This window comes from Gordonia sp. L191, assembly GCF_030077625.1.
Taxonomy (GTDB): domain Bacteria; phylum Actinomycetota; class Actinomycetes; order Mycobacteriales; family Mycobacteriaceae; genus Gordonia; species Gordonia polyisoprenivorans_A.
Genome location: NZ_CP125996.1, coordinates 3,424,713 through 3,445,283, shown reverse-complemented (window position 1 = coordinate 3,445,283; position 20,571 = coordinate 3,424,713). Strand labels below are relative to the sequence as shown.

At 68.2% G+C, this 20,571-nt stretch carries 20 protein-coding genes; 16 read left to right on the top strand and 4 right to left on the bottom strand.

All coding sequences use genetic code 11. The annotated features are described in order from the left end of the window. Nucleotides 1–2: 2 nt before the first annotated feature. Nucleotides 3–1,439 carry an NAD(P)H-hydrate dehydratase gene (locus QNM97_RS15585; protein WP_283819276.1) on the top strand — a complete coding sequence of 479 codons (1,437 nt, stop codon included), beginning with the start codon at nucleotides 3–5 and terminating at the stop codon, nucleotides 1,437–1,439. 31 nt (nucleotides 1,440–1,470) lie between these two features. Here the strand turns inward: QNM97_RS15585 and QNM97_RS15580 are convergent, their stop codons facing one another. Next, entirely contained in the window at nucleotides 1,471–1,959 is a 489-nt protein-coding gene (locus QNM97_RS15580; protein ID WP_283819275.1) for a hypothetical protein, read from the bottom strand. 208 nt (nucleotides 1,960–2,167) lie between these two features. Here QNM97_RS15580 and alr point away from each other — a divergent pair, with 208 nt between their 5' ends. From alr to tsaD, 6 genes are read left to right on the top strand one after another with little or no spacing between them, the layout of a single operon-like run. Then, on the top strand, nucleotides 2,168–3,340 hold the full coding sequence (gene alr / locus QNM97_RS15575; RefSeq protein WP_283819274.1) for an alanine racemase: 1,173 nt from the start codon (nucleotides 2,168–2,170) through the stop codon (nucleotides 3,338–3,340). After that, the gene (locus tag QNM97_RS15570; protein WP_502874906.1) at nucleotides 3,334–4,461 is read left to right on the top strand and encodes an alpha/beta fold hydrolase; all 1,128 of its coding nucleotides are present in this window, start codon (nucleotides 3,334–3,336) and stop codon (nucleotides 4,459–4,461) included. The genes alr and QNM97_RS15570 overlap by 7 nt, the downstream gene beginning before the upstream one ends. Beyond that, nucleotides 4,458–4,916, top strand: a complete 459-nt coding sequence (gene tsaE / locus QNM97_RS15565; protein ID WP_208795594.1) for a tRNA (adenosine(37)-N6)-threonylcarbamoyltransferase complex ATPase subunit type 1 TsaE — start codon at nucleotides 4,458–4,460, stop codon at nucleotides 4,914–4,916. Before QNM97_RS15570 ends, tsaE begins: the two co-directional genes overlap by 4 nt. After that, entirely contained in the window at nucleotides 4,913–5,719 is an 807-nt protein-coding gene (tsaB, locus tag QNM97_RS15560) for a tRNA (adenosine(37)-N6)-threonylcarbamoyltransferase complex dimerization subunit type 1 TsaB (protein WP_283819273.1), read from the top strand. The genes tsaE and tsaB overlap by 4 nt, the downstream gene beginning before the upstream one ends. Then, complete coding sequence (gene rimI / locus QNM97_RS15555; RefSeq protein WP_283819272.1) at nucleotides 5,716–6,249, top strand: ribosomal protein S18-alanine N-acetyltransferase; 534 nt, start codon at nucleotides 5,716–5,718, stop codon at nucleotides 6,247–6,249. The genes tsaB and rimI overlap by 4 nt, the downstream gene beginning before the upstream one ends. Then, entirely contained in the window at nucleotides 6,246–7,289 is a 1,044-nt protein-coding gene (gene tsaD / locus QNM97_RS15550) for a tRNA (adenosine(37)-N6)-threonylcarbamoyltransferase complex transferase subunit TsaD (RefSeq protein WP_283819271.1), read from the top strand. The genes rimI and tsaD overlap by 4 nt, the downstream gene beginning before the upstream one ends. A 15-nt stretch (nucleotides 7,290–7,304) precedes the next feature. On the opposite strand, the gene QNM97_RS15545 is transcribed toward tsaD, so the two are convergent. Next, nucleotides 7,305–7,766, bottom strand: coding sequence for a MarR family winged helix-turn-helix transcriptional regulator (locus QNM97_RS15545; protein WP_283819270.1), 462 nt, complete (start codon nucleotides 7,764–7,766; stop codon nucleotides 7,305–7,307). Between the two features lie 99 nt (nucleotides 7,767–7,865). Here QNM97_RS15545 and QNM97_RS15540 point away from each other — a divergent pair, with 99 nt between their 5' ends. The 3 genes from QNM97_RS15540 to groL all read left to right on the top strand — a co-directional run bounded on the left by QNM97_RS15540 (nucleotide 7,866) and on the right by groL (nucleotide 11,884). Next, a complete protein-coding gene (locus QNM97_RS15540) occupies nucleotides 7,866–9,482 on the top strand; it encodes an MFS transporter (protein ID WP_283819269.1) in 1,617 nt (538 codons plus the stop codon). A 176-nt stretch (nucleotides 9,483–9,658) separates the two neighbouring features. Continuing rightward, the gene (gene groES / locus QNM97_RS15535) at nucleotides 9,659–9,958 is read left to right on the top strand and encodes a co-chaperone GroES (RefSeq protein ID WP_006334733.1); all 300 of its coding nucleotides are present in this window, start codon (nucleotides 9,659–9,661) and stop codon (nucleotides 9,956–9,958) included. Nucleotides 9,959–10,267: 309 nt separating this feature from the next. After that, the gene (groL, locus tag QNM97_RS15530; RefSeq protein WP_283819268.1) at nucleotides 10,268–11,884 is read left to right on the top strand and encodes a chaperonin GroEL; all 1,617 of its coding nucleotides are present in this window, start codon (nucleotides 10,268–10,270) and stop codon (nucleotides 11,882–11,884) included. 174 nt (nucleotides 11,885–12,058) lie between these two features. Here the strand turns inward: groL and QNM97_RS15525 are convergent, their stop codons facing one another. Further along, a complete protein-coding gene (locus QNM97_RS15525; RefSeq protein WP_208795600.1) occupies nucleotides 12,059–12,355 on the bottom strand; it encodes a WhiB family transcriptional regulator in 297 nt (98 codons plus the stop codon). A gap of 455 nt (nucleotides 12,356–12,810) precedes the next feature. Between QNM97_RS15525 and QNM97_RS15520 the strand changes: the two genes are divergently transcribed. The 3 genes from QNM97_RS15520 (at nucleotide 12,811) to QNM97_RS15510 (ending at nucleotide 15,283) form a co-directional block, all read left to right on the top strand. After that, the gene (locus QNM97_RS15520; RefSeq protein ID WP_283819267.1) at nucleotides 12,811–13,683 is read left to right on the top strand and encodes a hypothetical protein; all 873 of its coding nucleotides are present in this window, start codon (nucleotides 12,811–12,813) and stop codon (nucleotides 13,681–13,683) included. 132 nt (nucleotides 13,684–13,815) lie between these two features. Then, on the top strand, nucleotides 13,816–14,406 hold the full coding sequence (locus tag QNM97_RS15515) for a sigma-70 family RNA polymerase sigma factor (RefSeq protein WP_014359485.1): 591 nt from the start codon (nucleotides 13,816–13,818) through the stop codon (nucleotides 14,404–14,406). Then, nucleotides 14,378–15,283, top strand: coding sequence for an anti-sigma-D factor RsdA (locus QNM97_RS15510; RefSeq protein WP_502874905.1), 906 nt, complete (start codon nucleotides 14,378–14,380; stop codon nucleotides 15,281–15,283). Before QNM97_RS15515 ends, QNM97_RS15510 begins: the two co-directional genes overlap by 29 nt. Nucleotides 15,284–15,399: 116 nt before the next feature. On the opposite strand, the gene QNM97_RS15505 is transcribed toward QNM97_RS15510, so the two are convergent. Then, nucleotides 15,400–15,789 carry a DUF5319 domain-containing protein gene (locus QNM97_RS15505; protein WP_014359487.1) on the bottom strand — a complete coding sequence of 130 codons (390 nt, stop codon included), beginning with the start codon at nucleotides 15,787–15,789 and terminating at the stop codon, nucleotides 15,400–15,402. A 145-nt stretch (nucleotides 15,790–15,934) separates the two neighbouring features. Here QNM97_RS15505 and guaB point away from each other — a divergent pair, with 145 nt between their 5' ends. The 3 genes from guaB (at nucleotide 15,935) to QNM97_RS15490 (ending at nucleotide 20,522) form a co-directional block, all read left to right on the top strand. Next, entirely contained in the window at nucleotides 15,935–17,446 is a 1,512-nt protein-coding gene (gene guaB, locus QNM97_RS15500; protein WP_208795601.1) for an IMP dehydrogenase, read from the top strand. A gap of 111 nt (nucleotides 17,447–17,557) precedes the next feature. Further along, nucleotides 17,558–18,700 carry a GuaB3 family IMP dehydrogenase-related protein gene (locus QNM97_RS15495; protein ID WP_208795602.1) on the top strand — a complete coding sequence of 381 codons (1,143 nt, stop codon included), beginning with the start codon at nucleotides 17,558–17,560 and terminating at the stop codon, nucleotides 18,698–18,700. 55 nt (nucleotides 18,701–18,755) lie between these two features. After that, nucleotides 18,756–20,522 carry a GMC family oxidoreductase gene (locus tag QNM97_RS15490; protein WP_283819266.1) on the top strand — a complete coding sequence of 589 codons (1,767 nt, stop codon included), beginning with the start codon at nucleotides 18,756–18,758 and terminating at the stop codon, nucleotides 20,520–20,522. Nucleotides 20,523–20,571: the final 49 nt, after the last annotated feature.

The window sequence follows — 20,571 nt, the reverse complement described above, 5'->3', positions numbered from 1 at the left end:
TCATGCCGGTCAGTCACTTCACCGCCGAGGAGGTCCGGGCCGCCGAGCGCGCGACCGGACACCTGCTGACCGACGGCACCCTGATGCGCCGCGCCTCGCACGGTGTCGCGCGGGTCGTCATCGGTGAATTCGCTTCTACGGGCGGATGTTACGGACGCCGGGTGGGGCTCGTGGTGGGTGCCGGCGACAACGGCGGCGATGCCCTGTTCGCCGGGGCGGAGCTCGCCCGCCGCGGTGTCGACGTGACCGCCGTGCTCCTCGCCCCCGACAAGGCGCACCCGGCCGGACTGGCCGCGCTACGGCGTCGCGGTGGGCGCGTCGTTGCGGCGCTGCCCGCCGATCTCGACGCCGTCATCGACGGTGTGGTGGGCATCGGTGGGCGAGGCCCGTTGCGCGACAACGCCGCCGAGGTGTTCGCGGCGCTCGACCCGGGCGTGACCGTCGTCGCGGTCGACCTGCCCTCCGGCGTGGACGCCGCCACCGGCGAGGTCCATCACCCCGCGGTGCGCGCCGATGTCACCGTCACCTTCGGGGTGCTGCGCAACGCGCATCTGCTCGCCGGGCCACAGTGTGGGCGAATCCACGTGGTCGACATCGGGTTGTCGGGAACCATCGGTCGTCAGGGCGGCCCCTTCTTGTACTCGTTGTCGGACACCGAGATCGCCGAGGCCTGGCCGATACCGGGTGCCCACGACGACAAGTACACACAGGGTGTCGTCGGCGTGATCGCCGGCTCGCACCGCTATCCCGGCGCGGCGATCCTCGCCTCGGGTGCCGCCGTCACTGCCACGTCGGGCATGACCCGCTACGTCGGTTCCGCGCACGCCGAGGTCGTCGAGCATTTCCCGGAAGTGGTTGCGGTGCCGGATCTCTCCGATGCTGGCCGGGTACAGGCCTGGGTGATCGGGCCCGGTGCGGGCACCGACGCCGCCGCACTCGAGGTGCTGCGCACCGTGCTGGGCACCGATCTGCCCGTGCTCGTCGACGCCGACGCACTTACCCTCGTCGCCGACCACCACGATCTCGTCGTCGGGCGTGACGCGCCGACCCTGCTCACCCCGCACGCCGGCGAATTCGCCCGGCTCACCGGCGAACCGGTCGGACCGGACCGGCTCGGCGCGGTCTCGTCGCTGGCCCGGCGGTGGGGGGTGACCGTACTCCTCAAGGGCCGCATCACCCTCGTCGCCGACTCCGACGGCGTCGTCCATGGGAACGACGCCGGATCGTCGTGGGCGGCCACTGCCGGTGCGGGAGACGTGCTCTCGGGGATCGCCGGAGCACTGCTCGCTGCCGGGTTACCGCCGATCTGGGCCGGTGCCGCCGCCGCTCGGGTCCATGCACACGCCGCCGCGCTGGCGGCTCGGGGTGCCCCCATCGGCGCCTCGGCGCTCCTCGGCGCACTCCGACCGGCGATCCGAGAGTTGCTCGCCGGTTCGTGACCCGATAAGCACCGGTCACCAGAACCTCAGGTCACAGGAAGAACGGCAGCCACCACACGCCCGCTATCAGCACGGGCAGGGTGACCACACCACTCGCGATCGCCGCGCCGACGAAGTCGCTCGTCGCGGGTAGCGGTCCGGTCGGATCGTTGCGCGCCGTTCGGTCCGGCGTCGCCGGGCGTCGCCTGGGACGCGAGACGAACGCCGTGATCACCAGCACCATCGATGTCCACGCACCGAGGACCGCTTGCCCCCCGTGGACGGCCGCCAGTACCAGGACCGGCCGCCACCACCGACCGCCGGAACCGGAGATCTCGGCGTCGAGCCCGCCGAGGCCGCCGATCATGAACAGGACGCCACCGACGAGGTAGCAGACCCCGGCCGCGCCACAGGCGATCCACGCCCCGCGCAACAGCACCCTCGTGGCCGGCCGGCGGGGACTGTGACCGGCTGGGATTCCGGACGTCGACGTGGCAGGCGCCATTGGCGGGTGCGGGGTGTGGAATCGGGGAGCGTGCATGCGACAGGGCCTTTCGGCGACGGGGTTTTCCCCAGTCAAGTGCCCGGATGGGCCGATGACATGACCGAATTCCTCAGGTGTGGACAGATCGCCACCTGTGGACACCCGGCGTGCGCATCGACATGACGTGCGTTATGTGCGAGTCGGTGGAGGCGACGCCGGCACACCGGACCGCGGCAGCTCTCGCAAATCTGGGACAATGGCGGCGATGACCACCTCACCACCGCCCGGTTCCGGGCAGCACGGCTCGGCCCTGGCCGTCGTCGTCGACCTCGACGCGATCGCCCACAACGTGGGCGTGGTGCGCGAGGCATCGGGTGCGGGTGTGATCGCCGTGGTCAAGGCCGACGGGTACGGGCACGGTGCGGTGCCGGTGGCGCGTGCGGCCCTGGATGCCGGAGCGGCCGAATTGGGTGTCGCGGTGATCGGCGAGGGACTCGCGCTCCGGGCCGCGGGCATCACCGAGCACATCACGTGCTGGCTGCACACCAACAGTGCCGATTTCGCCGCCGCCATCGACGCCGACCTCGACGTCGCGCTCTCGTCCCGCCGTCAGCTCGCGGCCGTCCTCGAGGCGGCCCGAGCACGGGGTAGCTCGGCCACGGTCACCGTCAAGCTCGACACCGGCCTCGGGCGCAGCGGGGTGGCGCCGGATGAATGGGCGGATTTCGCCGACGATCTCGCGAAGGCCGTCGCCGAGGACGCCGTCCGGGTACGAGCGCTGATGTGTCACCTCGCCCGCGGCGACGAACCCGAGCACCCGTTGAACTCGCTGCAGGCCGAGCGTCTCGACGACGCGCGTGCCGACCTGGTCCGCCTCGGCGCGCCGCCTGAGGTGATGCACATCGCGAACTCTCCTGCGGCACTGACTCGCCCGGACCTCGCGCGCGATCTCGTGCGGCCCGGTATCGCCCTCTACGGTGGGGTGCCGATCCTCGGACGGGAATTCGGGCTGATCCCGGCGATGAGTCTGCGTGCCGAGGTGGCGCTGGTGAAGAGAATCCCGGCCGGACAAGGGGTTTCCTACAGCCACACCTGGACTGCCGAGCGCGACACCACGATCGCGGTGATTCCGGCCGGATACGCCGACGGGGTACCACGACTCGCCTCGGGACGGCTGCGCGTCCGAATCGGTGATCGGCTCTTCGGTCAGATCGGCCGGGTGTGCATGGATCAGTTCGTGATCGACCTCGGCCCCGACGGTGGCGGCGTGAGTGAGGGCGACATCGCCGAGCTGTTCGGCACCGGCGCCGACGGCGGACCCACCGCGGCGCAATGGGCCGAGACGATCGGCACCATCGACTACGAGATCCTCGCGCGGATCGGCGGACGAGCGCGCCGCGAGTACGTCTCGTCCCGGCGGCAGGAGGCGACGTGGTGAACTCCACCGAGCGTGTCGGCCTGGCGGCGGGTCTCGCCGGGGTGGTGACCCTCGGCGGGCTGGCCGCCGCGGGAGCCGCGCGCAGCGCCACCCGGCGTCGTATCCGACGAGGCCATGATCCCTATCAGGGGATCGATTTCACCACGATGTATCAGGATCGGGCGTCGACGGTGACCGCGGCCGACGGCGTGGAGCTGGCGGTGCGCACCGTCGACCTCGGTGGCCTCGAGCCGGACGAGACCCAGGAATTGACCGTGATCTTCGTCCACGGGTTCAGCCTGCGGCTGGCGAGCTGGCATTTTCAGCGCTACGCCTTGGCGCAACGGTGGGCCGATCGCCGAATTCGCATGGTGTTCTACGACAATCGGGGTCACGGTCGCAGCGGCGAGGCGCCGGCGGACACGTGCACGATGCAGCAACTCGCCGACGACGCGGTCGACATCCTCGATGCGACGGCTCCCGAGGGTCGGGTGGTGCTGGTCGGTCACTCGATGGGCGGGATGACGCTGATGGCGCTGGCGCGGCGGTATCCGCAGCTCTTCGCCGCCGATGGCCGGGTCGCGGGAGTGGCGCTCGTGGCGACCGCAGCCAGCGGTCTGACCGAGGCCGGACTCGGTCGGGGACTACGCAATCCACTGCTCGACGGGTTCGCGGTGGCCGCCCGCAACACTCCGCGGGTCATCGAGGCCGGCCGCGACCTCACCCGGCTGCTCCTCGAGCCGGTGCTCGTGGCCGCCAGCTTCGGCCCGGACTTCCACAGTCCGGCTGCCGGACGGGCGGTGGAGAAGATGATTCAGAACACACCCATCGTGACGGTGGTCAACTTCCTCAACGCACTGGAGCGTCATGACGAATGGATGGGTGTTCCGGTGATCGCCCAGGTGCCCTCGGTGGTCGTGTGCGGCGACGAGGACCGGATGACGCCGGTGCCCAACTCGCTGCAGCTCTACGGCGAACTCGGCACCGACTCGCGAATGGAGGTGGTCGACGGCGCCGGGCACATGGTGCAGATGGAGGCACCCGACCGTGTCACCGACGCGATCGCCGACCTCGTCGAGCGTGCACGCCCGGCGCGCGGAGCTCCGCGGCGCCGCTGGTGGCAACGGAGGCAACGCGCATGAGCACCCACATCGACGGTCCGCAGACCCGCGAACTCCCGGAGGTCGCCGACACCGAGACATTCGGAGAAGAACTCGCGCAGGGGCTTTCGGCCGGCGACCTGGTGATCCTGGACGGACCACTGGGGGCGGGCAAGACCGCCCTCGCCCGCGGCATCGGGCGCGGGCTGCACGTCGCGGGCCCGGTCTCCTCACCGACGTTCATCATCGCGCGCGAACACCGGCCGACCGCGGCCGGCCGGCCCGGCATGATTCACGTCGACGCCTATCGGCTCGGTGGGCTCGAGGAACTCGACGCACTCGACCTCGACACCGACCTCGCCGACGCCGTCGTGGTGGTCGAGTGGGGCGAGGGGGTGGCCGAACGTCTGGCCGAGCGACATCTGCTCGTACGTCTGGTCCGCGACCCCGACACCGACGTGCGGCACGCGAGTTGGGAATGGGTGAATCATCCATGAGCACACCGGAATCGACACCATCGGCGCAGGCGGTCACCGGCACCGCGGCAGGTGGATGCACTCCAACCCGGCGCACTCCGGCCGGGCGTACTCGGACCGTGCTCGTGATCGACACCGCCACCGACACCGTCGTCACCGGGATCGGCCGCATCACGACGACGTCCGGGGCACCCGAGTGCAGTGTGGCCGCCGCCCGCGCGGTGGCCGATGGGCGTCGCCACGCGGAGATCCTCACCTCGCTCATCGCCGAGGTACTCGAGGAGTCGGGCGTGCGCCGAGACGGCATCGACGCGGTGGTCGTGGGAACCGGGCCCGGACCGTTCACCGGCCTACGGGTGGGAATGGCAACCGGCGCCGGATTCGGTGACGCCCTGGACATTCCGGTGTACGGCGTCTGCTCGCTCGATGCCATCGCCCACGACGTGGGGCGCGTGAGCGCGTCGGGGGCGACGGTGCTCGCGCTCACCGACGCGCGTCGCCGTGAAGTGTACTGGGCGCTCTATCGCGACGGCGGGCTCAGCCGCGCGCGTGGCCCGGAGGTGAGCGCTCCCGATGTCGTCGCCGAGATCCTCTCCGACCCGGGTGTCGACGCGGTCGGCGGGTCGGCTGCCCATCTACGCCAGAGTGGTTGGGGCGGAGCCGATCCCGTGTTCACCGTTCCCTCGGCCGCCGGATTGCTCGGTGCGGCCGCGATCGCGGTGACCGATGGGCAGAGCCCGCCGCCGCTCGTCCCGCTCTATCTGCGCCGACCCGACGCGGTGGAACGAAAAGACCAGCAACCCAAGAAGGTCGGCGCATCATGACCGCCGGTGTGCCGATCATCGATGTGCTCGACTATCGCGACATCCCGCGTTGCGCCGCCCTGGAGAAGGAGATGTTCGCCGGCGATTCGCCGTGGCCGGCAACGGCTTTCCGGTCAGAGCTGAATGCACCGTACAACCGCTATTTCGCGGCCCGGGACGAGCCCGGGGGTGAGGTGGCCGGCTACGCGGGTATCTCCACCCTCGGATCCGAGGGCAGCTTCGACTGCGAGATCCACACGATCGCCGTCGCGCCGACCCACCGCGGACGCGGTTACGGCAGAGCGCTTCTCGATGCGCTGCTCGAGGTCGCCGACTCCGTCGACGCACCGGTCTTCCTCGAGGTGCGCGTCGACAACGTCACCGCGATCGCGCTCTACGAGCGCAACGGCTTTGTGACGTCGGGGGTGCGGCGCGGCTACTACCAGCCCTCGGGTGCCGACGCCTACACGATGATCCGTCCGTCGGCCTCCGGTCGTGCCGGCGTCGACGAGTCACTGGATTCGGCAGGCAAGGGTGGGCAGCACACATGATCGTGATGGGTATCGAGAGCTCCTGCGACGAAACCGGAGTCGGGATCGTGCGCTGGGAGCCGGGCACCGACGGGCCGGGTCGGGCGGTGCTGCTCGCCGACGAGGTGGCCTCCAGCGTCGACGAACATGCCCGATTCGGGGGAGTGGTCCCCGAGATCGCCTCCCGCGCACACCTCGAGGCGATCGTGCCGACCATGCGGCGGGCTCGTGCGGCGGCCGGGATCGATCGTCCCGATGCCATCGCGGTCACCATCGGCCCGGGTCTGGCCGGGGCGCTGCTGGTCGGGGTGGCCGCGGCGAAATCCTATGCGTTGGCCTGGGATGTCCCGCTGTATGCGATGAATCATCTCGGCGGACATGTCGCGGTCGACACCCTGGAGCACGGACCGATGCCCGAATGTGTTGCCCTGCTGGTCTCCGGCGGGCACACGCACCTGCTGCACGTCACCGATCTCGCGGAGCCGATCGTCGAACTCGGTACCACCGTCGACGATGCCGCCGGTGAGGCGTTCGACAAGGTCGCCCGCCTGCTCGACCTCGGTTTCCCCGGTGGACCGGCTCTGGACAAGGTTGCCGCGCTGGGGGATCGGCAGGCGATCGCATTCCCCCGGGGAATGACCGGACCCCGCGACGCCCGGTACGACTTCTCGTTCAGCGGGGTCAAGACGGCGGTGGCCCGCTATGTGGAGAAGTGCCGACGGGACGGCGTCGAGGTACCGATCGCCGACGTCGCGGCGTCGTTTCAGGAGGCGGTCGCCGACGTGTTGACGTTCAAGGCGGTACGCGCGTGCGGTGATCTCGGCGTGGACACCCTCGTGCTCGGGGGCGGGGCGACGGCCAACTCGCGTATTCGATCTCTGGCCGAAGAACGTTGTGCTGCAGCGGGTATCACCCTGCGGGTCCCGACGCCGCGCCGGTGTACCGACAACGGCGTGATGATCGCGACACTCGGGGCTCACGTCATCGCCGGTGGCGCGCAGCCCTCGCCGCTGACGGTGGCGACCGATCCTGGGATGAGTGTGCAGGTCTCGCAGTTGTGACGGCGGGGCGGCGCGTCAGGTGGTGGTGAGCCCTCCGCCGGACACCTCGGGGCACGTCACACACTGCTCGGCGAGGATTCGACGTTGGGTCGGCCGGGCATCGGTGTAGCGTCGCGCCCCTTCGTCGGTGAGTGCGGCGAAGACCGACCTCCGGTCGGTCGTGCACATCGTGCGGTCGACGAGTCCGTCGTTGTCGAGTCGGGCGACGACGCGGGACAGTGCGCTCTGTGTCAGATGCACCCGCCCGGCCAGATCACTCATTCGTAGGCTGTGATCGGCTGCGCCCCAAAGGAGTTCGAGGACCTCGAATTCACTGGACGACAGTTGGTGCAGCGACTGGAGTTCGCGGTCGAGGGTGCACTGGATGCGGTGGAAGCGAACCGAGAGATCGTGCCATGCGGCGGCGAGATCGTCGGCGCGGTCGTCACTCGCGGCGCCGGTTCCGTCCGTCGCGTCTCCCTCTGCCGCCGTGCTCATGGCCGCAGCATATCACTGACACCGCATTTTATGCGTGAGAAAATAATGTGACCTCAAACAATGTAGACGCATTAGATGCGTACGCATATAGTTCTCGGCATGGCATTCACAGATCGCAAGGTGGGTTCCCCGGCCGTGCCGGGACACACGGAGGCGTCACGCGCGCCGCACGAGGAGTCACCGCTCGACCCGGCCGAGCATGTGGCGGCCGGCCATGTCACGAGCGGTGCGGGTTGGCCGGCGCGGACCTGGATTCTGCTCGTGGTGCTGGCCGGTGCCTTGTTCCTCGACGGGCTCGACGTGTCGATGGTCGGCGTCGCCCTTCCCTCGATCGGCTCCGATCTCGGCATGGGGCAGAGCGAACTCCAATGGATCGTCAGCGGATATGTCCTGGGTTATGGGGGTCTGCTCATGCTCGGGGGCCGGGTGAGCGATCTCCTCGGACGGCGGCGGGTCTTCCTCGTCGCGCTCGGCGTCTTCGCGGTCGCGTCGGTGGCCAGCGCCGTCGTCGACATCGACATGCTGATCGTGGCACTGCGATTCATCAAGGGGGTGGCGGCGGCGTTCACCGTGCCGGCCGGGTTGTCGATCATCACGACCACTTTCGCCGAGGGGCCGGCGCGCAACCGCGCACTGAGCATCTACACCGTCTGCGGGGCCAGTGGCTTCTCGCTCGGACTGGTTTTCGGCGGTCTGCTCACCGAATGGTCCTGGCGGGCCACCCTGATGTTCCCGGGTCCGGTGGCGATCTTGCTGTTCTTCGCCGGACTGCGGGTCATCCCGCGCGGTGAGCGGGTCGCGTTCCGCTGGGCGCAGTTCGACGTCCTCGGCGCGACGACGAGCACCGCAGCGCTGCTACTGCTCGTGTTCGCGGTGGTCCGGGCCCCCGAGATCGGGTGGGCGTCGACGGCCACCATCGGCACCTTCGTCGCGTCAGCGGTGTCGGCCGTCGCCTTCCTGGTCATCGAGATCCGACACCGACATCCGCTCGTGCGGCTGGGTATCCTGCGTTCCTACCTGCTGGTGCACGCCAACATCTCCGGTGCGCTGATGTTCGGCGGATACGTCGCCTTCCAGTTCGTCGTCACGCTGTACCTGCAGGACTCGCTCGGTTGGACCCCGCTGGCCATGGCGCTCGGCTTCTTGCCGGCCGGGCTGATCGTCGCGGCCAGTGCGACCCGGATGGACCGGGTACTCGACCGTGTGCCCACACCGCTGCTGATGGTGCTCGGATTCGCGGCGTTCCTCGGCGGCTACCTCTGGTTCGCGCGCGCCCAACCGGGCATGGGCTATGCGGATTTCCTGTTGCCGACCATCATCCTGCTCGGCATCGGTTTCGCGCTCACGTTCCCGTCGGTGACCTCTCAGGGCACCGCCGGCGTCGACGACGACGAACAGGGACTGGCCTCCGGTCTGGTCAACACCAGTGTGCAGATCGGCGGGGCGGTGATGCTCGCCGTGGTGACCGCCGTGCTCTCCAGCTCGGGGGAGCGCAATCGACCCGGCGAGTTGCTCGGCGGGATGACCACGGCGATCTGGCTGGTCAGCGCACTGTCGGTGGTCGGTCTGGTCGGCGCGGTGGCGGTGAGTTGGTTCGGCCGGCGCGATGCGGCCACAAGCGGAGGGCCGTCGGGCGAGCCTGCGGTCGATCCGCTCGGAACGCCGGCCGCGGCCGTGGCGGAGGTGCCCGCGCCGCAAGCATGTGCGCACTGCTGAGACTTTTGCACCCGCCGCCCTTGAGTGCTGGCACTCGCATGTATAGAGTGCCAATAGGCACTGTGTTGTGAACCTCGGCACCCGCGACGACGAGGTTTTGTGGCAGAGCCGCCCAATGCAGGTCAACTGCAACAAGTACATCCACTTCTCGAACGAGAAAGTTGAGGACTGACATCGTGGCGAGCGTGAACATCAAGCCGCTTGAGGACAAGATCCTGGTGCAGGCCGTTGAGGCCGAGACGACCACCGCGTCGGGTCTGGTCATCCCGGACACCGCCAAGGAGAAGCCGCAGGAAGGCACCGTCATCGCAGTCGGTGAGGGACGGGTGACCGAGCAGGGCAACCGTGTCCCGGTCGACGTCAAGGAAGGCGACACCGTCATCTACAGCAAGTACGGCGGCACCGAGATCAAGTACGCCGGCGAGGAGTACCTGATCCTGTCGGCGCGCGACGTGCTCGCGGTCATCGGCAAGTAAGAACGCAACGCGTTGGAGCGACACGAGAATTCGTGAACCTCTCTCCGCCCCGGTGCCCCTTGGGTCACCGGGGCGGAGTTGCCTGACCGCATCGGTCACACAGAACGCTTCATTCCCGACCCCCACCACCTGTCCGCGCATCACTCCCTATCTCTCGTGCGTTTGCCGCTCCCCCCATGTGTTCGCGCCGCGCCGCGATGCAGGAGGAGCCGTCGAGGAGCGTGGCGACAAGCCGGCGACGACGAAGAGCGGCGACGTGAGGCGCGAACACCGCGACTCGCGGAGCGATCGCAGAAAGTACAGAAACTCATGTCCAAACAGATCGAATTCGATGAAAAGGCGCGCCGCGCGCTCGAACGCGGCATCAATCAACTCGCCGACACGGTGAAGGTGACGCTGGGGCCTCGTGGCCGCCATGTGGTGCTCGCCAAGGCTTTTGGCGGGCCGAGTGTCACGAACGACGGTGTCACCATCGCGCGTGACGTCGATCTCGAAGATCCCTTCGAGAATCTGGGTGCGCAGCTGGTCAAGTCGGTTGCGACGAAGACCAACGATGTGGCCGGCGACGGCACCACCACCGCGACCGTTCTCGCGCAGGCGATCGTGTCGGCGGGTCTGCGCAATGTCGCTGCCGGTGCGGGTCCGATCGCGCTCGGCGCCGGTATCGGCAAGGCAGCCGACGCCCTGAGCGCCGAACTGCTGCGTACGGCGACACCCGTCGAGGGGCAGAAGGCGATCTCTCAGGTGGCCACCGTGTCGTCGCGGGACGCCGAGATCGGCGAGATGGTCGGTAAGGCGATGGAGACCGTCGGCGTTGATGGCGTTGTCACCGTGGAAGAGGGTTCGGGCCTGAGTACCGAACTCGATGTCACCGAGGGCGTCCAGTTCGACAAGGGTTACCTGTCGCCGTACTTCGTGACCGATGCCGACGCGCAGGAAGCGGTTCTCGAGGACGCGCTGGTGTTGCTGTACCGCGACAAGGTCAGCTCGCTGCCGGACTTCCTGCCGTTGCTGGAGAAGATCGTCAATGCCGGCAAGTCGGTGCTGATCATCGCCGAGGACGTCGAGGGTGAGCCGCTGTCGACGCTCGTCGTCAACTCGATCCGCAAGACGATCAAGGCCGTGGCGGTGAAGGCCCCGTTCTTCGGTGACCGTCGCAAGGCGTTCCTGGAGGATCTCGCCGTGGTCACCGGCGGGACCGTCATCTCCTCCGACATCGGGTTGAGTTTGGCGACCGCCGAGCTCGACCTGCTCGGCTCGGCGCGGCGTGTGGTGGTCACCAAGGACACCACGACGATCGTCGAGGGTGCCGGTACCGCGGAGGCCATCGCCGATCGCGCCGCGCAGTTGCGCCGCGAGATCGAGAACAGTGACTCCGACTGGGATCGTGAGAAGCTCGCCGAGCGTCTTGCGAAGCTGTCCGGCGGTATCGCGGTGATCCGGGTCGGGGCGGCCACCGAGACCGCGCTCAAGGAGCGCAAGCATCGCGTCGAGGATGCGGTTGCGGCGGCCAAGGCCGCGGTCGAGGAGGGCATCATCGCCGGTGGCGGTTCGGCCATCGTGCAGGCCGCCAAGGTACTCGACGCTCTCGCCGACTCGCTGCCCGGCGACGAGGCGCTCGGCGTGCGGGTTGTTCGCGAGGCCGTCAAGGCGCCGCTGTTCTGGATTGCCACCAACGCCGGTGTCGACGGAGCGGTCGTGGTGAACCGGGTTGCCGAGTCCGGGACGGGGGAGGGCTACAACGCTGCCACACTGACCTATGGCGATCTGTTTGCCGAGGGCATCATCGACCCGGTCAAGGTGACCCGCTCGGCGGTTGTCAACGCCGCGTCGGTGGCCCGGATGGTTCTCACCACCGAGACCGCGGTCACCGACAAGCCCGAGGCGGCTGCCGACGCCGGTCACGGCCACGGGCACGCGCACTGACGGTCGGTTTCTTCACGACGGTTTCTCACGACGATGCCGGGGTGATCACCATGTGGTGATCACCCCGGCATCGTCATGTCGTGAGGCTTGTGTCTGCGGAGTTGGTTTCTGCGAAGTCGTGTCGACGACGTGTGTTTCCGGGAGTCGTCGTGCCCAGTTGTGACGGCTGCGTGGTCAGCTCGCCATGCGGCGTCCGACTCCTCGCTTCATCAGCATGCTGCGCTCGGATTCCGACAGTCCGCCCCAGATTCCGTACGGTTCGGCCACGGCAAGTGCGTGCTCGCGGCATTGCGCGATCACCGGGCACTGATGGCACATCTCCTTGGCGCGCCGTTCGCGCTGCGCCCGGGCCCGGCCGCGTTCACCATCGGGATGAAAGAACATCGATGATTCGACGCCACGGCACAGGCCGTGCATCTGCCAATCCCAGACGTCGGCGTTGGGGCCGGGGAGGTGGTTCGGTGCAGGCATGGCAGCATCTCCTTCTGCAAGGGCGTGGACTCGCTTCGACCTTGTGGGCGTCGAGTCGCGACGTGATCCGACGGTGGCGCCGGTGTGGAGTTCATGACGGTCGTTGTCGTGGTCGTTTCCGGCGACGCAAGAGAACAGTAAGCGGGCCCGAGAAACAACGTCAATACCGTCAATCAGCGGGAAATGATCGAAAAGATTCCGCCATTGTTAACGTGGCGTTAGCCACGGGTCCGGTGCTAGCACAGCCGTGCGGGCCGGTGTTCCGGGGGCGTCCGTGGCCTGCGGAGATGCGGGGTGAGCAGTGCGTATTGGAGTTTCCGGAGAGAAACGGGAGGGTGTGCAGAAATGGTGCGACAGGACCGGCCAAGATATTCGATTAACCTGACCGAAACCGTCACGTCATCACCCGTTGATGCCGCCGCGATTTTTAACAATTGTGTCGCCGAGTTAAATTCATGCTAACTGGGGCGCCGGACGGTGACACCAGACACGTTTTCGCTGGTGATGAGCTCCTGCGGCGGTGGTGTGCGGCGGTCGAGCTCGGTGCGCTGGGTTGCGGGGCGGCTGCGTTGATCGCGCTCTCGGAGCTGACGGTCGATGCTCGGCGTGCCGGCGACGGCCCGCTCGCGGCGCTCGCCACGACCACCGCGGCGTCGCTCTACCGGCAGTCGGGCCGTCACCGCGACGCACGGGCCCTGGACTCGCGGGGGCTGGCGTTCGTCGATGCCGCCGGGGCGCCATCACGTCACGGGGTGCCGATGTGGAATCGCGCCGCCCTGGCCGACACCCTGGTCAATCTCGCCGCCGACAATCTGGGGTTGCTGCGGTTCGGTGTCTCGCATCGACTCCTCGAACGGGCCGATGTCGTCCTCGGACGGCCCGACGATCTCGGTGAGGGCCCGTGGCTGTCCGAGGCGCGGTGTCGGCTGCGGCTTCTCTGGGTGCGCGCGGAATGGGCTCTGTACACCGACAACGCGGAGCATGCGCTCGAGGTCGCCGAGCGGGCGCAGGCACAACTCGCCGCCCGCGCGGACCGCGGAACCGAGCGACATCGGATCAAGACCGGGCTGGTTCTCGCGGCTGCGCGCGCCGGCGCCGGGGCTACCGAGCAGGCCCGACTCGACGCGGCGGCGTTGCGTGATCAGGCGGCCGAGGGGGGCTTGCTTCCGCTGTGCTGGGCGGCATCGTCGCTGTTGCAGGGACTCGGCGACTCGCCGGATTCGGGACCCGTCGGGTCGGTGTCGTCGACCGGCATGTCTGTCAACGATCTGCATCGATTGCTGGTCGCGCGCGGCATGCCGTTCGTGACGTCGGCGAACGATCGCTAAGGTGTTTGGGGTTCGCCGCGCCCGCATGGCAGTCCCCGCGCAGGGCGGCGCCGCTGTTCAGGCCGTCATGGCACCACATCGGACCAGGTGAGGTCCGCCACACACTATGTAACACGGGGATCTCGACTGACGATGAAACTGACGGGTGATGAGCTGGACGCCGCCGTCCGCGCCGCGAGGCAGGGCGATCGTGTGGCTCTCACGTCAGTTCTCGAGAGTGTGCACGAGCCCATCCTGCGCTACTGCCGAGGGCGAATCGGAGTCGGAGAGCGCCACTTGTTCTCCGCGGATGACATTGCGCAGGAGGCGTTGATGGCGGTGATGACCGCGCTGCCCCGATATGAGGATCAGGGCAAACCGTTCATGGCCTTCGTCTACGGCATCGCGTCCCACAAGGTCGCCGACGCGATGCGGGTCGCCGGTCGGGTCAAGGCCGATCCGGTGGAGGCGGTTCCCGATGTCACCACGGTCCTCGGCGGGCCCGAGGAGATGGCATTGGACTCCGATGCCAGCCGACGGATGCGACAACTGCTGTCGGTGTTACCCGACAAGCAGCGCGAGATCCTCGTGTTGCGACTGGTGGTCGGGATGTCCGCCGAGGAGACCGCCGACGCGGTCGGCAGCACGCCGGGAGCGGTGCGCGTCGCCCAACATCGAGCACTGGCGAAACTGAAAGACGAGCTGAGGAAGGCAGGTGGACGACGCAATGAACGACGAGCATGATCGGCGTCGGCCCATGCCGGGCCCGCAGCCGTCGGGGGGCGTACCGGGTTCCGGGGTCGGGCCGCATGGCGGCGGTTACGGCCGTTACGGCGTATCCGACGAGGACGAGCGACGAGCCGACATCGATCTACGGCAGGTGCACTTCGACGACGCGTTCATCGACGCGCTCTCCCACGACGTGCCCACGCCCACCCGTGACGACACCGAGTATCAGCTCGCTGCACTGCTGTCGGGCTGGCGCCACGAGGTTCTCTCCGAACCCGCACCGCCGATCCCCGGTGTTGCCGAGGTCGAGCGCGCGATGGCCGCACGCTCGGGTGCGCGCCGTGGTGGCAGGGTGGTGCGCTCGCTGCGCGTCGTTGCCGGTGCGGCGGCGATCGCGGTGGTCGCCGCGGCCGGCCTGACCGTGGTGAGCGAGGGAGCCCAGCCGGGCGACTCGCTGTGGGGTGTCAAGAAGGTCGTGTTCGCGCAGGCCGCATCGGAGACGCAGGCCGCGTACGACGTGCGTTCGGACCTGGAGCAGGCCGAGGCGGCACTCGCCTCCGGCGATCTCACACATGCACAGCAGCTCATCGCGCGGGCGCAGACGAAGATGGGGCCGGTGCGCGACTCGCAGACCCGGGATCAGATGAATCAGTGGATCACCCGGCTGCAGTCCGACGAGTCGGGCGCGCCCGCAGCGCCGACGCCGCAGGGCCCGGGTACCACCGCTCCCGATATCAGTGGCACCGAGACCAGTGCCCCGCAGACCTCGGATCAGACCAGCGCTCCCTCGGAGCCGTCGACGACGCCGAGCACCACCCCCACGACCACGACGCCGACCAGTTCACCGACTCCGACGACGGCAACGACCACCACGACCACGCCGGCAGGCTGATCGTCGTCGGCCCGATTGACGTCTGCCACATCGACGTCTGCCTCATTCGACGTCTGGGGGATTCGGTCGACACCCCCGATCGGTGGTCTCGCCTCGGGGGTGTCGTTGGGGTCAGCTCAGCGTTCGTCGCCGAGGTGGTTGTGCGCGTCGGCGTAACCGCGGCAGTAGTCCCACGTGACGTAGTCGTCGGGGCGCGGGTCGACGGCGGGCTCGTGCGGACGTACGGTGCCGTCGATCAGAAGTTGTAAAAGGTTGGCTCGCAACATATCCCAGTCGTGGTAATGGTCTTCGTGGCAGTCCTCGCAGACGACGACGAGGCCACGGACCCCACGGTGGGCCAGAAGCGCCTCGTAGACGGCCAGATCGGCGAGATCTTCTTCGACCGCCACCCGCTCGTTCTCGTCGAGGGGGATGCCGGGCTCCATCGAGTCCAACGCCGACGCGGGATCGCTGGGATCATCGGCGAACGGGTCGGGCGGAAGTCCTGGTGGCAAGTGGTCACGCACACCTCCACCGTAACCGATATGGCGTGACCTGCGCCGCATCGGTTCCACAGTTCGACGGTCGATCCGTGCATGCTCCACAGGGGTCACGCGTGAGCTCCGATCGCCGCATTGGGTTGTGGCTCCGGTTGCCCGATACCATGGACCGATGACCCACGTTCGCACCGGTGGAGACGATCCCGGCAAGGTCGCAATGCTCGGCCTCACCTTCGACGACGTCCTGTTGCTGCCCGCGGCATCAGATGTGATCCCCAGCGAGGCCGACACGTCCTCGCGGGTGACCAAGAACATCTCCCTGCGGGTGCCGTTGGTGAGTTCGGCAATGGACACCGTCACCGAATCCCGTATGGCCATCGCGATGGCCAGGGCCGGCGGCATGGGTGTGCTGCACCGCAATCTGTCGATCGCCGACCAGGCCGCCCAGGTCGAGACGGTCAAGCGCTCCGAGGCCGGCATGGTGACCGACCCGGTCACCTGCTCACCGCACAACACCCTCGCCGAGGTCGACGCGATGTGTGCGCGCTACCGCATCTCGGGGCTGCCCGTGGTCGACGAGAAGGGCGAGCTCGTCGGCATCATCACCAACCGCGACATGCGTTTCGAGGTCGATCAGGACCGTCCGGTCGCCGAGGTGATGACCAAGGCCCCGTTGATCACCGCCCAGGAGGGCGTCTCCGCGGAGGCCGCCCTGGGTCTGTTGCGGCGCAACAAGGTCGAGAAGCTGCCGATCGTCGACGGCAACGGCAAACTGACCGGGCTGATCACCGTCAAGGACTTCGTCAAGACCGAGCAACACCCGTTCGCCACCAAGGACTCCGACGGCCGGCTGCTCGTCGGCGCGGCCGTGGGTACCGGCGACACGCAGTGGGATCGGGCGATGGCACTCGCCGACGCGGGTGTCGACGTGATCATCGTCGACACCGCCCATGCCCACAACCGGCTGGTGCTCGACATGGTGTCCAAGGTGAAATCCGAGGTCGGCGACCGGGTCGAGGTCGTCGGCGGCAACGTCGCCACCCGTGAGGCGGCGCAGGCACTCATCGACGCCGGCGCCGACGCGGTGAAGGTCGGCGTGGGTCCGGGCTCGATCTGCACCACACGCGTCGTCGCCGGTGTGGGGGCCCCGCAGATCACCGCGATCCTCGAGGCGGTGACCGTGTGTCAGGCCGCGGGCGTTCCAGTGATCGCCGACGGCGGCCTGCAGTACTCCGGCGACATCGCCAAGGCGTTGGCCGCCGGTGCGTCGACGGCCATGCTCGGCTCGTTGCTCGCCGGTACCGCCGAGGCGCCGGGCGATCTGATCCTGGTCAACGGCAAGCAGTTCAAGAGCTACCGCGGCATGGGATCACTCGGTGCGATGCAGGGCCGCGGGCAGGGCAAGTCCTACTCCAAGGACCGCTACTTCCAGGACGACGTCCTCAAGGAGGAGAAGCTCGTCCCGGAGGGCATCGAGGGCCGGGTCCCGTTCCGGGGTCCGCTGAACCAGGTGATCCATCAGCTCGTCGGTGGCCTGCGTGCCGCAATGGGTTACACCGGTGCCACCACCATCCCGGAGCTGCAGAAGGCGCGCTTCGTCCAGATCACCGCGGCCGGACTCAAGGAGTCCCATCCGCACGACATCACCCTGACCGCCGAGGCGCCCAACTACTATTCTCGCTGAGTTCGCCTCGACGAGTCCGACCCGCAAGTTCACCGGTCCGCACGTGGCGGGCCCAGAAGACCCTCGTGGCGTGCGTTGCAACGACAGTGCGCCGGACAGAAAGGCGCATCGGTGCGTGACCTCGTGGACCTCGGCATGGGCCGGACGGCGCGGCAGACCTTCGAACTCGACGACGTCAGCATCGTTCCGTCGCGGCGGACCCGGTCATCCAAGGACGTCTCGACGGCGTGGCAGATCGACGCCTACCGTTTCGAGGCGCCGATCCTGAGTCATCCGACCGACGCCTTGGTCTCGCCGGCGGTGGCCATCGAACTCGGACGACTCGGCGCTCTCGGCGTCATCAACGGTGAAGGGCTCTGGGCGCGTCATCGCGACGTCGAGGACAAGATCGCCGAGTTGGTCGAGGTGGCGACCACCGATCCCGATCCGCAGGCCGCGGTGCGGCGCCTGCAGGAACTGCATGCGGCGCCGCTGGATCCCGATCTGCTCGGTGCGGCCGTGGCCACCATCCGCGAGGCCGGGGTGACCACCGCCGTGCGCGTCAGCCCCCAGCACGCTCCCGAACTGACCCCGGCCCTGGTGGCCGGTGGTGTCGAGGTTCTGGTGGTGCACGGCACGATCATCTCCGCCGAGCACGTCGTGCAGGGCGCCGAACATCCGCTCAATCTCAAGACCTTCATCGCCGACCTCGACATCCCCGTCATCGCCGGCGGGGTGCACGATCATCGCACCGCGCTGCACCTGATGCGTACCGGCGCCGCCGGCGTCATCGTCGGGTACGGCTCCACCGCGGGCGCCACCACCACCGGCGAGGTCCTGGGCATCGGGGTGCCGATGGCCACCGCGATCGCCGACGCCGCCGCCGCCCGACGGGACTATCTGGACGAGACCGGCGGACGGTACGTCCACGTCATCGCCGACGGCGACATCCACACCTCCGGCGACCTGGCCAAGGCGATCGCCTGTGGAGCCGACGCGGCCGTGCTCGGCACTCCGCTGGCCGCCGCGGCGCAGGCCCCGGGGCGAGGCTGGTACTGGCCGTCGGCGGCCGCGCATCCCGACACCCCACGCGGGGCCCTGTTGCAGGTGGCCACGCCCGACGGCCGACCGACCCTCGAACAGATTCTCACCGGCCCGTCCGCCGACCCCTACGGGGAGTTGAATCTGGTTGGCGCACTTCGTCGTTCAATGGCCAAAGCGGGGTACTCCGATCTCAAGGAGTTCCAGAAGGTCGGGTTGACGATTCACCGCTGAGGGGAAGACGAGGCCCCCATCACTCAATGTGACAATCGGCGTTAGAATGTTCGCCATGGCAGCCCACCATGGTTCACCCGACTTCGACGTGCTCATCATCGGTTCCGGCTTCGGCGGCAGCGTCAGCGCGCTGCGCCTGGTCGAGAAGGGGTACCGGGTCGGCGTGATCGAAGCGGGTCGCCGCTTCGACGACGAGGATTTTGCCAAGACCAGCTGGCGGCTCAACAAGTGGCTCTGGGCGCCCAAGCTCGGCCTCTACGGAATCCAGCGCATCCACGCCCTCAAGGACGTGATGATCCTCGCCGGTGCGGGTGTCGGCGGTGGATCGCTCAACTACGCGAACACCCTGTACAAGCCGCCTACCCCGTTCTTCACCGATCCCCAGTGGAATCACATCACTGACTGGGAGGACGAACTGTCGCCGTACTACGACCAGGCGCGGCGGATGCTCGGGGTGGTCACCAATCCGACGTTCACCGAATCGGACCGCATCATGCGTGAGGTCGCCGACGAGATGGGTGTCGGCGACACCTTCACCTCGACCCCGGTCGGTGTGTTCTTCGGGGAGAAGGTCGGACTGGCCGGTCGTCCCGGACAGACCGTTCCCGACCCGTACTTCGGCGGGGCGGGTCCCGAGCGCACCGCGTGCACCGAATGCGGCGCCTGTATGACCGGGTGCCGGGTCGGAGCGAAGAACACCCTGATGAAGAACTACCTCGGGCTGGCCGAACGCAACGGGGCGACGATCATCGACCGCACCACCGTCGACGGACTGTCCCGACGGGCCGACGGTACCTGGGAGGTGAGCACGCACGGCTCGTCGTCGTGGGGTCCGCTGGGCCGGCGCAGCCGCACCTACACCGCGTCGCAGGTGATCGTCGCGGCGGGGACTTTCAACACCCAGCGTCTGCTCCATCACGCCAAGGAGCGCACCCTGCCCGCGATCTCGGATGCCATGGGGCGTCTGACCCGCACCAACTCCGAATCGATCCTCGGTGCGAATGCGGCTCGATACGATCCCCAGCACGATTATTCGCACGGTGTCGCGATCACCTCGTCGTTCCATCCGGAGCCGAACACGCACATCGAGCCCGTCCGCTACGGCAAGGGGTCCAACGCCATCGCCTATCTGCAGACGCTGCTCACCGACGGTGGCACCCCGGCTCAACGATTCGGCCAGTTCCTGGCCGCGGTGGCCCGCAATCCGTTCCTGCTCGCCCGGATTCTGGTGGTGCGCAAGTGGAGTCAGCGGACCGTGATCGCCCTGGTGATGCAGAACAACAACAATTCGCTGACCACCTTCGTGCGCAAACGCGGACCGCTGCGCTACATCACCAGCAGGCAGGGGATCGGTGAGCCCAATCCGACCTGGATTCCCAAGGGCAACGAGGCCACCCGTCGGATCGCCGACAAACTCCCGGGCGGGATGGCCGGCGGCACATGGGGTGACATCGTCAACATGCCGCTGACCGCCCACTATCTCGGTGGGTGCGCGATCTCCGACAATCCGGCGAATGGTGTCATCGACCCTTATCACCGCGTCTGGAACTACCCGACGCTGCACATCACCGACGGCGCGTCGATCTCGGCCAATCTCGGTGTGAATCCGTCGTTGTCGATCTGCGCCCAGGCCGAGCGCGCAATGGCGTTCTGGCCCAACAAGGGTGAGTTCGACACCCGGCCGGAACAGGGTGCGGGGTATACGCGACTGCAGCCGGTGGAACCTGTTGCGCCCGTGGTGCCCGCGGATGCGCCGGGGGCGTTGCGTTTGCCGATCACGCCGGTTGAGCGGGTCGAATTGCCTTCGGCGCCGGGAGCGTAGCGAGCGGGCCGGGTGGTTCGGCGCCGGGAGCGTAGCGAGCGGGCCGGGT